Origin of the sequence: Lysinibacillus sp. NPDC097279, assembly GCF_044761745.1 — a bacterium.
Taxonomy (GTDB): domain Bacteria; phylum Bacillota; class Bacilli; order Bacillales_A; family Planococcaceae; genus Lysinibacillus.
In genome coordinates this window covers 1,591,309-1,605,421 of sequence record NZ_JBIWDA010000001.1, presented here as the reverse complement: position 1 = coordinate 1,605,421, position 14,113 = coordinate 1,591,309, and the positions used below count along the sequence as shown (strand labels likewise).

Below are 14,113 nucleotides of genomic sequence, written 5' to 3'. Positions count from 1 at the left end.
TACATGCGAAATACTATGGAAGACTGTTTTAACCTCTAATGTAATAGTGAATTTCGTTGACAGAAAAACGATGCGAGCGCATACTTCAGAAGTACATTTGAAAACATATCGAAATTTCGCTTTTTTTGTAGTTATTCGTCATGAAACGTTCACAAGCGTAAAGGGCGCAATTTCCATTGTTTTTTGGTACGATGGATGCAGTAACTGTAAGGAGAGAATGAAAAATATGGAAACTGATATTAACGTATTTTTAGCGTTTGGCGCAGGTTTTTTAAGCTTCATTTCACCGTGTACACTCCCACTGTATCCAGCATTTTTATCATACATAACGGGAATGACATTAGATGAGCTAAAATCTGAACGTGGCATGTTGCAAAAGCGTGCGATAATGCATACGCTATTCTTTTTACTAGGATTTTCAATTATTTTTATAATGATTGGTCTTGGCGCATCTTTAGCAAGAGAGTTTTTCCTCAATTATCAAACGTTGTTACGTCAAGTTGGCGCTATTTTAATTGTGATCTTTGGGTTAATGATTGTAGGATTACTTCAAATTGATTTTTTAATGAAAGATCGAAAATTCCAATTTAAAAATCGACCATCTGGCTACTTAGGTTCGATTTTAATTGGTATTGCATTTGCGGCGGGGTGGACACCATGTACAGGTCCTATTTTAATGTCTATCATTACATTAGCTGGAGCAAATCCTTCTTCAGGTTTTAGCTATATGTTTGCTTACTATTTAGGCTTTGCAATACCATTCTTCGTGCTATCATTCTTTATTTCACGTATGAGTTGGATTCGCAACCATAGTCAAAAAATTGTAAAAGTCGGCGGTTATATAATGATTGCTGTTGGGATATTGTTATTCTTCGATGGTTTAACATACATCACACGACTATTACAGCCTATTTTCGGTGGATTTATTGGCTTCTAATCTGCTAAACTTAAGGGCATACCGTACTTTAACGTGGAGGGAGATGAATACGTGCCTACAGTTTTAGTAGTGGATGATACGCTATTTATGCGTGTTACAATCAGTAATATGTTTAATGAATGGGGTTACGAGGTAGTCGGCAATGCAGTGAATGGTAAAGAAGCTGTAGAGCTGTATCGAGAGTTACAACCAGATCTTGTAACGATGGATGTAACGATGCCCGTAATGACAGGTATTGCGGCTGTAAAAAGAATCGTCCCAGAATTTCCTAAAGCAAAAATTGTTATGATTACTGCTTTAGGTCAACAAAAATTAATTGTAGAAGCGCTTGAAAGTGGTGCGAAAGATTTTATAACGAAGCCTTTCGAACCGGAAAGATTAAGGGCTATAGCAGACCAATTAGTTGGTCAAAATTGCTAATTTAACATCAGAGGAGGATTTTTTATGTTAAGCAATATCCCTTCTCACTATTATGTTATAGGTTCGACTATAATGGCCATTATAATGGGTAGCTTCGTTATGGTAGTACGAATGCGAGCTTCCAAACAACCTACAAATGAGAAGAAAATTATTATTCCACCGATCGCAATGTCTTCAGGTGCATTAATGTTTTTATTTGCGCAATTTCGTGTACCCCCAATGCAAATTTTAGAAGCAGCTGCTGTAGGCGTAGTGTTCTCGACAATCTTAATTGCTACTTCTAAATTTGAAGTAAAAGGTCAGGATATTTATTTAAAACGTTCAAAAGCGTTTGTATTTATTTTAGTTGGACTGTTAATATTCCGTATTGTGGCGAAAATGATATTAAGTAGCTCAATCGATGTCGGCGAGTTAGCAGGCATGTTTTGGATATTAGCATTTGCTATGTTAGTTCCATGGCGAATTGCGATGCTTATTCAATTTAAAAAAGTCAAAAAAACAATTCCGCTTAAAAGTATGTAATGAAAAGACTACACTAGCACTTGTGCTGTTGTAGTTTTTTTATGTTAAAGCATATTCGTGGTATACTAGGAAGCATGTTAAAAAATGAGGAGTTTATTACATGAAATATTTTAAACCACAGATGCAGCAGCTAGTGAAAGACAACCGTGAATTACATGATCGACTAAAAGAGTTAATGGCTGATATGGATTTGCAAAAAAATTACGCATTAAAGGCTTTGTATCATGCAGAAGTAGCAGACGGTGGGCGCTACCAACAAGACTATCAAGCATTAGATCATTTTTTTAAATAATCTTTATAGACTAAGGGTCTAGGAAAATCGCCGATAGGCCTTAGGTCAACAAACGCCATAGCAAAAAAGTGTTAGATTGATTGAAGTCAATCTAACACTTTTTCTCTTTTATTCAAACAGATGCTCATACGGAGATACATCAATTTGCAATTGATCTAATTTTTTGCGTAAAAACTTATGGTCACGTTTAGGTGTAGCTTGTATATAGCCACGAATAATTAAGTCATTATCAATAGCTTTAGCTTTCTCTTCTAAAGCGAGTTCCCCAATTTTTCCTGCGATTTTTTCTTTAGCAACTTGTCTAAATAACTCAGGAACGGGGCTCACAAGCTCATAAAGAAGTTCCTTCTCAGGTTGTCCCCATAAATGAATCGTTTTATCTAAATAAAATTCCTGCCAATCTAAATCCGATTTCCCATCCTGTTTTGGTAATGCTTTTAAAAATTTACGGAACATGAAAAATCCGCCAATAGCCATTAGCGAGATAAGGACGACTACCCAAAATAAAATAAACCATAAAAACCAACCATCTAACAAATCGTTCACCTCTTTGTCTTCACTCACTCTATTATAAAAGCTTGAACAAAAAAATTCATCCTTATTGTGCCTATTTTTATAATTAGTTTATTTAATTGTAAATATTGAGCTATATCAAAGTATTACTTTGCATTGTTTTAAAACTTTTCATATACAAAAACATCCCTTCTTTCAATTTGAAAGGAGGGATGTTGAAATTTTAATAGTTACGTGGAGTGAGAAAAAGGTGTTTATTAATCCTACCCACCTTTAACAAGATTCATTTCCCTCATTAACATTCATTTGTATGTTTGCCAGTTTGGGCTGCTTCCAGATGAGACGTTGTAGCAATATACCAGTCATGCCAATAATGGTTAGTCCAAGTCCGATTGTTTTAAACGCAGTTAATATCCCTAATTGAGTAATGAGTAGCCCGCCAACAAGAGGACCTGCAATAAAAAGGATACTCATTAAGGAATCGATTATTCCTGTAACTCTTCCTATCGCTTCCTTAGGGGGTTCTGTTTGAATGAGATAATTTATGGCTGTAAACATTAACCCGTTGCCGACTCCACCAACAATCGAGAGAATAATAGCAAGTACTATGAAATTGTATTGCAATAGGAATCCAAACCCCCCAGTCATTACACCAATTAGAAGACTTCCCACACCAAAAAACCAACCATATTTAGAGATTTTTTTAAACTTGGTTAGAAGGATGACTACAAGAAGGGAACCAATGCCGATAGCAGAAATTGCCCAGCCGGTAAACGCTGGCTTGCTGGGGAATACCTCACTAAACAATGTAACAATTTGTGCGTCAATCATTTGGATTGTTAAGGTGCTAAATATCCCGAATAGTATACTCGCTAAAAGAACTTTGCTTTTTAAAACAATTTGCCACCCATCTTGCCAAGCACGAAGAAACCCAGATTGTGTATCTGCTATTTTCACATTAGATTCGATTTCTTGGACTTTAATTCGTGTAAGCAGTATGCCAGAAATAGTGAAAGCTATCGCATTTATGGCAATAGATACATTAGGAGAAAAAATTCCAGCTACTGACCCACCTATAAGTGGGCCAATGACCTTTACTAACTGAAACAGACTGCCATTAATAGTAATGGCTTGCATGATATTTTTTTCATCCACAATACTTCTCATTAATCCTTGCTGTGCAGGAAGACTTATCACACCAGCAGTGTTACGTAAAAATAAGATGGGCAACGCTAGCCAAGGTGTTGGCGTAAAGACAAGCATCAAAGTTAACGCTGCACGAAACCAGTCAGAATAAATAAGTATTTTCCGTTTGTTTCTTCGGTCTGCAAATACACCTGCAAATTGTCCTAATAAAATACTTGGAATGGCATACATAATAGGAATTAGCGCAATCATCATCGGGTCAGCGTGCCATGTATACCTAAATAAAATAAGTACTCCCACAAAATCAAACCAGTTGCTTAAATTGGCTAATGTATTAGCAGAAAAAAATTTAATAAAATTACCATTGCGCCATATTGATAGTTCCTTATTCATAAATAATCCCTCCACGTTAGTGCTAATTACAAGCATAACGAGCAATTATCAGAGGAATATCAGAGGAAATAAATGTCGAGCAATTATTTTAAATGGTGGTGTAACTGATGTTCGATTTTACTATGTAATTCATTTAATTTGTATTCTTGAATATATTTTTCCTTTAATTCTTTAAAGTAAGTTTGCAGTGTGCCACTCATACCAAACTCATCTAAACAAAACAATATCATATTGATATTCATTAACACTCCAGGTATGAATTTAGCTTCTAGCAGTTGCTGAAACCCTTCATCAAAAAAATCGTTAGCTTTCGAGGCATTTTTTTTAAGCAGCCAATAAATGCCTTTAATAATTGAAAAGTTTGCTTTTTCTCTTAAATATGGATAACTTGCAAGCTTTTTTTCTGCTTTTTCCATCCTCTCCTCTATCTCTAAAATGTCCTTCTGAAGTAAGGAAAGCCATAGTTCGAAAAGCAAGATTAAGGGGATGAAACCTTCCAAGTTTTTTTCATAAATCTCATGTTTAGATTGATGTAGTAGGGTAGCAGCTTTATCTAGTTGTTTAGTGATTATCAATAATGATAGACGATTTAACAACCTCATTTCTAAACGATGATACGCTGGTATTTCCTCTGCACATAAAGCTTTAGTTAAGTAATCAAAGCATTTCTCTTTATCCGACTCTACGAATGAATAGATGTGTAATAAATAAAAGCATTTTTCCCAAAAGTCGATTTCTTGTGCTTCAAGAAACCATCTGAAATCTCCTTTCATGAAATGAAGATACAGAAGTTCTGGCAAATCGATTTGGAAGCCGAACACATTCTGATTTTCTGCCAAAAGCTTTAATGCATCTCCCTGTCCGTAGCGATGATATTTATGAAAAAGATTTTTAATTTGTGCAGATACTTCGTTGTCTTTTAACAATGGACTGTCGTGTACCTCTTTCATTGTCAAAAGGTATCCTTGTCCTCTAATCGTTTCTATTTCTACAACGGATGAAAAGGGTTGAATTTTCTTCCGAACTCTATAAATATGGTCATCTACAGTTCTATCGACTGGATCTTCCATTGGCCAAACAGCGTTCAATAGTTCTTCCCTAGAAAAAACACGTGAAGGATTTTGATATAAAAATTTAAAGAGCTGATATTCCCTCGGTAAAAATACAATTTTTTCTGAACGATATGTTACGTTATAATCAGTTTTGGAAAACTGAATCTTTTCCATTCCTTCACCTCCATAAAATGGTATATGCTTATCGTTTATTTTAACAGATAGGTGATTTATAAACCTAATTACTTAGAACATGCGATGAAATCCCATGCTTGCCATCACTGCATACATTATCGTCAAGCGTGAAGGTTAACGCTATCCTTTTTTTAATGTAGCAGCAGGTGTTAAATTGTTGTTTATTAATCTTTGTGTAATTGGCATAAAGAAATTCAATATTAGACCACCTAAGCTAACGGTTAATAGAGTGCCAATACCAATCGGTCCGTTAAACAGCATTGCTAATAGTAAAAACAATAGGTAAATGGATGTTCGGGCAAAATAAATACTTTTTCCCGTTAATTGTTGAATGATTAATGTTAATCGATCAACAGGAATCGGTGCAATATTTGTTTGTAAATAGATTGCAGTTCCTAAGCCGATAATGATCAATCCAATTCCAAAGCAAATGGTTTTGCTAAACAATAGTTCTGGTGCTACCAATTTATGTAACAAAAATAGCCATAGATCAATCCCAATCCCTGTAATAAAGGCTGTAATTAATCCTAAAAACTCTGGCCTTTGTTTAATTATGATTGCATTACAGCCAATCATTATGATTGCTATAATTACTTCCCAACTTCCTACAGTTAGACCTACATTGACAGACAATCCTACCAAAAGTGCATCAAACGGAGAAGTTCCTAAATCGGATTGAATCGTAAAAGAAATACCAAGGGTTAATAGTAAAATTCCAACAACATATAAACTATATTTCAATTTTTTCGACCTCTCTACCACTGATTTTTTGTTGCATTTGCAACAAATTTAGGTTAAATTCAATATATATTCTTTTTGTTGCATTTGCAATAAAAAACGGAGGAGATAATTTATGGAGGAAATTCTTCGTGAAATAGGCATGATTGCAAGGGCGTTAGATTCTATCAGTAATATAGAGTTTAAAGAATATGACCTTACAAAAGGGCAATATTTATATCTTGTACGTATTTGTGAAAATCCAGGTATTATACAAGAAAAGTTAGCAGAGATGATTAAAGTAGATCGAACTACAGCAGCTCGGGCTATTAAAAAATTGGAGATGAATGGCTTTATTGAAAAGAAAGAGGATGACCATAACAAAAAAATAAAAAAACTCTTTCCTACAGAAAAAGGGAAAACAATCTTTCCAATTATAAAAAGAGAAAATGATTATTCCAATAGTGTCGCATTAGCAGGGTTTTCCGAAAGTGAATCACAAACCATTTTTCATCTTCTGAAGAGGGTGAGAGAAAACGTTGAAGTCGACTGGGAATATGTGAAAAAGGGAAATAAGAGAGATTATTGAATTTAAATAAAGGGGCTGAAGTAAAAATGACAGAAAAAATTACAAAGTGCAACTTGGAAGATTTACAAATACTCCGAGAAATAAGTATTGAAACGTTCAATGATACATTTAGTAATCAAAATTCAGCTGACAATATGAAAGCCTATTTGGATAGAGCTTTTACTTCAACACAACTAGAACAGGAATTGGCCAATCGTTCTTCCCAATTTTATTTCATATGGTGTGATGAAGAAATTGCAGGATATTTAAAAGTTAATGTAAATGATGCCCAATCAGAAAAAATGGGGGATGAGTTTCTCGAAATTGAAAGAATTTATATAAGAAGCAAGTTTCAAAGAAAAGGGCTTGGTAAATATCTGATTGACAAAGCGATAGAAATTGCAGAAGAACAAAATAAAAAAAGTATCTGGCTAGGTGTTTGGGAAAAAAATGAGAAGGCAATACGTTTTTATAATAAGTTAGGCTTTGTGCAAACTGGCGCACACTCATTTTATATGGGTGATGAAGAACAAATGGATATTATTATGACTAAAACGCTAATCTAAATATTAAGGAGGGTATATATGTATATTCCTAAATACTATAAAGTCACGGATGTTAATGAAATTGAACAATTTATTCAAATGAACTCTTTTGCTACACTCGTAACAACAAAACAAGGTAAGCCGATTGCGACTCACTTACCTTTAATGTTTAATAAAAAGGGCGAGGATTGTTATCTCACTGGGCATATGGCATATGGTAACCCACAGTGGAGAACATTTGAAACGAGTGAAGATGTGCTCGTTATGTTTCAGGGCCCACATGCGTATATTTCTTCTTCATGGTATGAACAGGAAAATGTTCCCACGTGGAATTATCAGTCTGTCCACATCTATGGACACGCAACTATTTTAGAAAAAGAAGAATTAGTCGAAGATTTAACAAAGCTATTAGTAAAATATGAGAGTAATAGAGAGAATCCTATTTTATGGGAAAGCCTTTCCCCTGAATTATTAGAAAAGGAAATGAAAGGTATTGTCGGATTTAAAATAAAGATTGGCGAAATTCAAGCTGCATATAAATTAAGTCAAAACCGTAATGAAGCTGATTATATAAACATTATTGACCAATTAAAAAATGAAGAAACGCCAAACTCGAAACAAATGGCACAGTTAATGGAAAAGAGCTGTAAAAAGTAAATATAGACTTCTTTGTTCATCTGCTTGCTTGGATTGTTTTAGAAATACCCTTTGATGGAAATATGCTATTATTAGAAAAACAGCAGTTATAAAGGAGATTTTTACATGGAAAATTTACAATCAATTGAGCAATTTGAAGAATTAAAAAAAGGTGAGCGTACAATATTTGTTTTTTCAGCAGAGTGGTGTGGAGATTGTCGATTTATCGACCCTATTATGCCTACAATTGAAGAAAACTACAGTCAATATAACTTTGTAAAGATTGACCGCGATCAATTCATCGACCTATGTGTTGAATTAGATGTTTTTGGTATTCCAAGCTTTTTAGCTTTCGACAAAGGCAATGAAGTTGGCCGATTTGTTAGCAAAGATCGTAAAACACAGCAAGAGATTGAAGCTTTTATTGATGGAATAGCAGCATAATGTGACAGAGAAAATTACAACATTGCAATCAGCATTATTTTTTGAAAAGCTATAGGAGGAGATTCCTATAGCTTTATTGTTGTATTTCAAGCTTCTATATTAGCAATACAACGTTCCACAAAGTCAAGTACATCTTCTGAAATCGGGTATAGCCCAGTTTCCTCGACAGGACGTTTTCTAACCTCCCAAAACTTTTCAATCAATTCCGTATCTCCATGAAAAGTATCATTTGATAGTTCTATTAATTTGGAACCAATTTGAAATCCTTCTTCTGATTCTGCCTTAATATTATGTTTTATACACCATTCAATTCGTTGTAGTAACGTAATATATTGTTGTGTCGTTGTATCATTATTACTAAGGTTTGGAATTACATCTATTAAAAATTCTTTTTCATCATCTTTAAAATAGTCTATCCATTTTTTTGCGTTGGTCTGTGAATTTTGAACAAGTTTTGTGACATGTTCCCAAGATAATGATTCTTCCAAATCAATCATATTAATTAAGGAAGACGTATTTGAAATGCTCATTTGAAGTTTGGATAGTTGTTCTTGTAAATAATTATGATGCGAAATTAAAATTTGTTTGTAGGATAGCTTATCTAATAAATCTCGGATATTATCGAGTGGCAATGAAAGTGATTTTAAAATGATGATTTTCTCTAATTTAAACAGATCCTCTTCTGAATAGTACCTCCTTCCATTATCCTCTTTAAAGCTTGGTGTAAGGAGATTAATCTGATCGTAATAACGAAGTGTACGAACGGAGATATTCCGTTGTTTCGATACCTCGCCAGTAGTCCATCTTTTCATTTAATTTCCTCCTAAAAAAGGTTGCAGGTGACGTAACGTCATCTAATACACTTAAATCATAACATATAGAGAAAGAGGGATTGTGGATGGAAAGAATGCAATTAAACTGGAAAGAGCAAGACGATTGGGGATGGAAAGAATTTATTTTATTACTATTACTAGAATTTGTGTTTGTAATCGGTGTTATTAAATTTGTTGTTAAGCCTTTCTATTTTCAAGTATTTAATAATGAACTATATGCGGGGACATTAACGGGGTTAACTATAGCAATTACCCTTCTATTGGGTGTTTATTTTATTGCACTACGCCCTAAAAAACTTTCATGGGGTGAAGTAGGGCTAAAATCAAACATTGATTGGAAAGTCATTATGATTTATTCTGTTATTTTATTCATGGGTGCTGTGCTGATTGTCGTGCTTACTAGTTTTCTAGGTATCTCCGTAGAAAACAGCAAAACAGAGGCAATGCAGCAAAGTGTTACGTTTTTTACGATTTTGATCGCCTTTATCTCCGCAGCTATAATTTCACCAATTTACGAAGAAATTTTTTATCGAGGTTTTTTATATCGTTGGTTACGAACACGTGTAGGATTTACTAGTGCTATATTGTTGAGCTCACTCATTTTTACAATTGTTCATATACCAACATATAACGTAATGCCTGTAAACTTTTTTAGTGGTATCCTATTCGCTTTAGCATATGAACGAACGCAATCGATTTGGACACCAATATGTATTCATGGCATCACAAATGGCTTGATGGTTTTGCTGACAAGTTTCGGATAAAAAACTGTTATGAAAAGTTATAGCACATGAAAGAACCTCCAAACTAAAGGTGATTAGTTTGGAGGTATTGTTGTTTCACATTTATTTATCATCCTCGTACCAAGGATTTAGATGAATTAGAACCTCTTCTACATTCTGATGCTTTTCCATTATCGTTTTCTTTATTTTACGAATAATATCATGACCTTCTTGGATTGTTAAGCCTCCAGGTACACTCACACGAAGATCTACCAATACATAATGGCCGTGTTCTCTCGCACGTAAACGATCTATACGTTTTACTTCTGGAATCGTTAAAATTAACGATGCGAAATTATCCAATGTATCCCGACTTACACTTTTCTCCATAAGAGTGTCGATCGCTTCTAAGAGCATCCCATATGCAAGTTTAAAAACCAATATTGTCACAATAATACCAGCAATAGGATCCCCATATGTAAGGATATGAATAGTAGTGAGTTCTCCCACGAGCGCAAGCCCAATACCTAATACTGCAGCTATTGAAGCATACACATCAGCAAGATGATCATATGCAGTGGCAATTAAGCCTTTACTATTTGTTTTTTTGCCAATTTTAATCGTATAGACGTATAAAATGAGCTTCCAAACAAGTGAGATGATTGCAGTAAAAAAGGCAGTTAAACTGGCTTTTTCTGGTTCATGAAAGAATGCTGTAATCGATTCATATGCAATATACAATGCTGCAATTATTAAAATGATTCCTACAATAGCTGAACTAATCACTTCAGCCTTTCCATGTCCGTATGGATGATCCTCGTCGGCAGGGAGTTTAGAAATACGCATTGATGTTAAAGCGGCCCCGCTTGCAATCACATCTCCCGCGTTATGATAACCATCTGCTAGAAGAACAGGACTATGGAAGAGCGTACCAACTACAATTTTTAAAATTGTTAATACGATATTGCTTATTAAACTAATCCATCCAGCGACTATTGAAGCATCTGAATTTGTGCTTTGACTCATAAAAGTATACCTCCAATAAAATTCTTTCCTAAAAGCAACAAAAACCTTTGACTCGTTATACGTCAAAGGTTTTGATTAAAAAAATATAGTTTTTTTCGTGAATTTGGAATTTCAATCATATTACTCACTCCTATATAGGCGTCCACTGAGTGTACCATAATATATTCATTGGTTCAATAATGATTTGTCTCAAGTGTTTTAGACTGGTAATGCTAGGGGCGGGCTAATGAATTAGACAGAAAAAAACCAAGCCTCCATAGGATTAATTGAAAACTTGGTCAATTCCTTAAATATATAAATTTTTTAGCTTGCTTTTCGATACCAGATAATCACGGGTACCAGCAATAACGATAAAAGTCCACCAGTTAACGATAAAACTGCGTAACTTGAATTTGCAACAATCACTCCTGAAAGAGCACCTCCTGTAGCACCTGCTAACGCAATAAAAACGTCAATTGTTCCTTGAATTTTCGCACGTGTTAAAGGTTCTGTAGAGTCAACAATTTGAGCAGTTCCACTAATTAAGCCAAAATTCCAGCCGAGCCCTAATAAAGAAAGGGCCAATATGAGCATAAACATCGAATCGCTTGGTGCATATGCAGCGACTAAACCTGCAAGTAGTAATGTAACACCTGCAGCGATACTCATCGTCGTTCTACCAATCTTATCTACAAGAATGCCCGTTACGAGAGAGGGAAGATACATCGCTCCAACATGAAAACCAATTACAATCCCTACAGCACTTAAACTATGTCCGTGATGTTGCATATGAATCGGCGTCATGGTCATAATGGCCACCATAACTATTTGCGTAAGGACCATGACAACTGCACCGACAATAATCCCATTTTTATTCATTAGAGGACTAGAAAGATTGCTCATTCCATCTGTGTCTTGTTGTTGATGGGTTTCTATTGACTTAGCTAAAAGTAATGGATCAGGCCGAAGCATAATAAAAAGAACCAATCCTGCCAATATAAATGCTACCGCAGATAATATAAAGGGGCCAGCTAATGACGGAATACCGATAGAACGTGCAAATTTCCCCATGACTTCAACTAAATTAGGTCCTGCTACAGCGCCGAATGTTGTCATAACCATCGTCGTACTTATTGCTTTTGCTCGTTGTTTTTTATTTGCTAAATCTGTCCCAGCATAACGAGCCTGTAAATTTGTTGCTGTTCCTGCACCGTAAACAAGTAGGGAGGCGAACAATAAGAAAACACTATTTAATAAAGCGGCAATGACGACGCCAATCGCACCAAGTCCACCTGTAATAAAACCTATAGTTAGACCTAAACGACGTCCGTAACGTTGTGAGAGCTTTCCAACTAGAAATGCTGCGATGGCAGAACCTAATGTGAATAGCGCGGAAGGCAATCCAGCATATGCGTCTGTCCCAAGCATTTCTTGCGCTAATAGTGCGCCTACAGTAATCCCTGCTGCAAGACCTGCTCCTCCAAAAACTTGTGATAAACTTACAACAAGTAAAACTCTTTTATACATTTGTTTCAGTTTTTCGGGAGAATTTACAAAATGCCCGTTTGAATTATTCGCAGTTTTCAATTGTATGTAACACCATCTTTCTAGCTATTTGACTAAATTATTAAATTTTACTATTTAACAGCTCTAAAACTATTATTCATTGAGAGAAGGTTATAGAGGCAAGGCCATTCTTTTAACTATGCAAGTCATTTGTTGAATAGTTGAATTATAATTATTATTCAATTTTAGAGTCAAGTCCTTAATATGTGAATTGTATCCTGTTTTATTCAATGGGAGGTGTAAGAGAGCAAAATTCGAAAATAGCCTCGTTATTCAATTGATATGGAGCGATGGGATATGCGATGTAAAAAGCGAGGTGCTTATTTTGCGTTTTATTATTGTGCTTTATGTTTATAATTGTCATCGGTATCAGCTTCGCTAGGGTATATTTGCTTAATTTGCCCTTGGATTTTCGCATAGTCGTATACGATATTTTGTTCATCTTCAAAAACAACAGATGCCTGAAATAGGATGCCGACACCTAGCTTTGAGTCGATTGAATATATTTGTTCCTTATTATACTTCTTATCATCTATTAAAAATTCGTAAGTCTCTTTTTTTATTGCGTAAAGTTTATATTTTATATAACCAAAGCATCCTATAAGGGAAAAGATAATTAAACAATTAACAAGCGTCACTACCATTACGAATTTTTTCAAATGCTCCGCTCCTTAAAAATAGTTTAATAATTTTGCCCGCCAAAGAGTATATGTTAAATCTATTTTATTATCATTTTATCTTTTTTTATAAAGTGTATGAAATGACCATTATAAACTCATTCATTTTTCGTATAAATGTATTGGACATTTTCTAAAATGAAAATGGTCAAAATCATCCAAATGATGGGTATATGAGGTATTATAATCCATAAGGAACAAAGTTGAAAGGATGGAGAATATGAAGCAAATTATTGCACTTGGCGGTGGTGGCTTTTCGATGGAGCCCGAAAATCCTTTATTGGATAGATATATTCTTCATCAATCTGGGAAAACAAATCCGAAGATCTGTTTTCTTGCAACAGCAAGTGGGGATTCAGATAATTATATTTCTCGATTTTATCATTTCTTTGAGAAACAGGATTGTCAGCCATCGCACTTATCTTTATTTAACCCACCGACAAGAGATCTAGAAAGTTTTTTACTGGAAAAAGACATTATTTATGTTGGCGGTGGTAATACAAAAAATTTATTAGTTTTATGGAGAGCTTGGGGATTGGACACAATTCTAAAAAAAGCTTGGGAACAAGGTATAGTACTCGCTGGTATTAGTGCGGGTTCCATTTGTTGGTTCGAGGAAGGGGTTACAGATTCTTATGGTGATGGACTAGCGCCATTAAAATGTTTAGGATTCCTAAAAGGGAGTAATTGTCCTCATTACGATGGAGAATCTGAAAGAAGGCCTTCATATCAAAATCTTATTGCTACTAATAGTATTACCCCTGGTTATGCAGCTGATGACGGTGTTGCCATTCATTTCGTTGACCAAGAAATCAGTCATATTGTCAGTTCAAGACCAAACGCTAAGGCCTATAAAGTTAATTTCGATACGGAAATGACAGAAATGGAACTTGAAACAAAATTTTTAGGTACTCTTTAGGTTTGAAAAAA

Annotated in this window: 18 protein-coding genes; 10 read left to right on the top strand and 8 right to left on the bottom strand. The window is 34.8% G+C overall.

The window, feature by feature from the left end:
- Positions 1–226 precede the first annotated feature (226 nt).
- The 4 genes from ACIQ1H_RS08095 to ACIQ1H_RS08080 all read left to right on the top strand — a co-directional run bounded on the left by ACIQ1H_RS08095 (position 227) and on the right by ACIQ1H_RS08080 (position 2,171).
- On the top strand, positions 227–937 hold the full coding sequence (locus ACIQ1H_RS08095; RefSeq protein ID WP_172771156.1) for a cytochrome c biogenesis CcdA family protein: 711 nt from the start codon (positions 227–229) through the stop codon (positions 935–937).
- Between the two features lie 33 nt (positions 938–970).
- Positions 971–1,357 carry a response regulator gene (locus ACIQ1H_RS08090; RefSeq protein ID WP_172771157.1) on the top strand — a complete coding sequence of 129 codons (387 nt, stop codon included), beginning with the start codon at positions 971–973 and terminating at the stop codon, positions 1,355–1,357.
- Between the two features lie 24 nt (positions 1,358–1,381).
- The gene (locus ACIQ1H_RS08085; protein ID WP_172771158.1) at positions 1,382–1,879 is read left to right on the top strand and encodes a CcdC family protein; all 498 of its coding nucleotides are present in this window, start codon (positions 1,382–1,384) and stop codon (positions 1,877–1,879) included.
- A gap of 100 nt (positions 1,880–1,979) precedes the next feature.
- Positions 1,980–2,171 (top strand): hypothetical protein, encoded by a 192-nt coding sequence (locus ACIQ1H_RS08080; protein ID WP_337981512.1) that lies wholly within the window; start codon positions 1,980–1,982, stop codon positions 2,169–2,171.
- Positions 2,172–2,279: 108 nt separating this feature from the next.
- Here ACIQ1H_RS08080 and ACIQ1H_RS08075 read toward each other — a convergent pair whose 3' ends face one another.
- The 4 genes from ACIQ1H_RS08075 to ACIQ1H_RS08060 all read right to left on the bottom strand — a co-directional run bounded on the left by ACIQ1H_RS08075 (position 2,280) and on the right by ACIQ1H_RS08060 (position 6,211).
- On the bottom strand, positions 2,280–2,708 hold the full coding sequence (locus ACIQ1H_RS08075; protein ID WP_172771918.1) for a DUF2621 domain-containing protein: 429 nt from the start codon (positions 2,706–2,708) through the stop codon (positions 2,280–2,282).
- Between the two features lie 249 nt (positions 2,709–2,957).
- Positions 2,958–4,223 (bottom strand): MFS transporter, encoded by a 1,266-nt coding sequence (locus ACIQ1H_RS08070; protein WP_402887918.1) that lies wholly within the window; start codon positions 4,221–4,223, stop codon positions 2,958–2,960.
- A gap of 83 nt (positions 4,224–4,306) precedes the next feature.
- Positions 4,307–5,449: a winged helix-turn-helix domain-containing protein gene (locus tag ACIQ1H_RS08065; RefSeq protein ID WP_402887917.1), complete on the bottom strand. Its 1,143-nt coding sequence runs from the start codon at positions 5,447–5,449 to the stop codon at positions 4,307–4,309.
- A 141-nt stretch (positions 5,450–5,590) separates the two neighbouring features.
- Entirely contained in the window at positions 5,591–6,211 is a 621-nt protein-coding gene (locus ACIQ1H_RS08060) for a YczE/YyaS/YitT family protein (protein WP_402887916.1), read from the bottom strand.
- A 112-nt stretch (positions 6,212–6,323) separates the two neighbouring features.
- Here ACIQ1H_RS08060 and ACIQ1H_RS08055 point away from each other — a divergent pair, with 112 nt between their 5' ends.
- The 4 genes from ACIQ1H_RS08055 to ACIQ1H_RS08040 all read left to right on the top strand — a co-directional run bounded on the left by ACIQ1H_RS08055 (position 6,324) and on the right by ACIQ1H_RS08040 (position 8,380).
- Positions 6,324–6,776, top strand: a complete 453-nt coding sequence (locus ACIQ1H_RS08055) for a MarR family winged helix-turn-helix transcriptional regulator (protein WP_402887914.1) — start codon at positions 6,324–6,326, stop codon at positions 6,774–6,776.
- Between the two features lie 26 nt (positions 6,777–6,802).
- Positions 6,803–7,321, top strand: a complete 519-nt coding sequence (paiA, locus tag ACIQ1H_RS08050; RefSeq protein ID WP_402887912.1) for a spermidine/spermine N(1)-acetyltransferase — start codon at positions 6,803–6,805, stop codon at positions 7,319–7,321.
- 18 nt (positions 7,322–7,339) lie between these two features.
- A complete protein-coding gene (locus ACIQ1H_RS08045; protein WP_402887910.1) occupies positions 7,340–7,957 on the top strand; it encodes an FMN-binding negative transcriptional regulator in 618 nt (205 codons plus the stop codon).
- A 105-nt stretch (positions 7,958–8,062) separates the two neighbouring features.
- Positions 8,063–8,380, top strand: a complete 318-nt coding sequence (locus ACIQ1H_RS08040; protein ID WP_402887908.1) for a thioredoxin family protein — start codon at positions 8,063–8,065, stop codon at positions 8,378–8,380.
- A gap of 86 nt (positions 8,381–8,466) precedes the next feature.
- Here the strand turns inward: ACIQ1H_RS08040 and ACIQ1H_RS08035 are convergent, their stop codons facing one another.
- The gene (locus ACIQ1H_RS08035; protein WP_402887906.1) at positions 8,467–9,192 is read right to left on the bottom strand and encodes a MerR family transcriptional regulator; all 726 of its coding nucleotides are present in this window, start codon (positions 9,190–9,192) and stop codon (positions 8,467–8,469) included.
- Positions 9,193–9,278: 86 nt separating this feature from the next.
- Here ACIQ1H_RS08035 and ACIQ1H_RS08030 point away from each other — a divergent pair, with 86 nt between their 5' ends.
- Positions 9,279–9,977, top strand: coding sequence for a CPBP family intramembrane glutamic endopeptidase (locus tag ACIQ1H_RS08030; RefSeq protein WP_402887905.1), 699 nt, complete (start codon positions 9,279–9,281; stop codon positions 9,975–9,977).
- Between the two features lie 81 nt (positions 9,978–10,058).
- Here ACIQ1H_RS08030 and ACIQ1H_RS08025 read toward each other — a convergent pair whose 3' ends face one another.
- From ACIQ1H_RS08025 to ACIQ1H_RS08015, 3 genes are all read right to left on the bottom strand, one after another.
- Positions 10,059–10,961, bottom strand: a complete 903-nt coding sequence (locus ACIQ1H_RS08025; protein ID WP_402887903.1) for a cation diffusion facilitator family transporter — start codon at positions 10,959–10,961, stop codon at positions 10,059–10,061.
- A gap of 303 nt (positions 10,962–11,264) precedes the next feature.
- Positions 11,265–12,467 carry an MFS transporter gene (locus ACIQ1H_RS08020; protein WP_172771170.1) on the bottom strand — a complete coding sequence of 401 codons (1,203 nt, stop codon included), beginning with the start codon at positions 12,465–12,467 and terminating at the stop codon, positions 11,265–11,267.
- Between the two features lie 374 nt (positions 12,468–12,841).
- A complete protein-coding gene (locus ACIQ1H_RS08015; protein WP_402887901.1) occupies positions 12,842–13,165 on the bottom strand; it encodes a hypothetical protein in 324 nt (107 codons plus the stop codon).
- Positions 13,166–13,403: 238 nt separating this feature from the next.
- On the opposite strand from ACIQ1H_RS08015, the gene ACIQ1H_RS08010 reads away from it, so the two are divergent.
- Positions 13,404–14,102, top strand: a complete 699-nt coding sequence (locus tag ACIQ1H_RS08010; protein WP_402887899.1) for a Type 1 glutamine amidotransferase-like domain-containing protein — start codon at positions 13,404–13,406, stop codon at positions 14,100–14,102.
- Positions 14,103–14,113 lie beyond the last annotated feature (11 nt).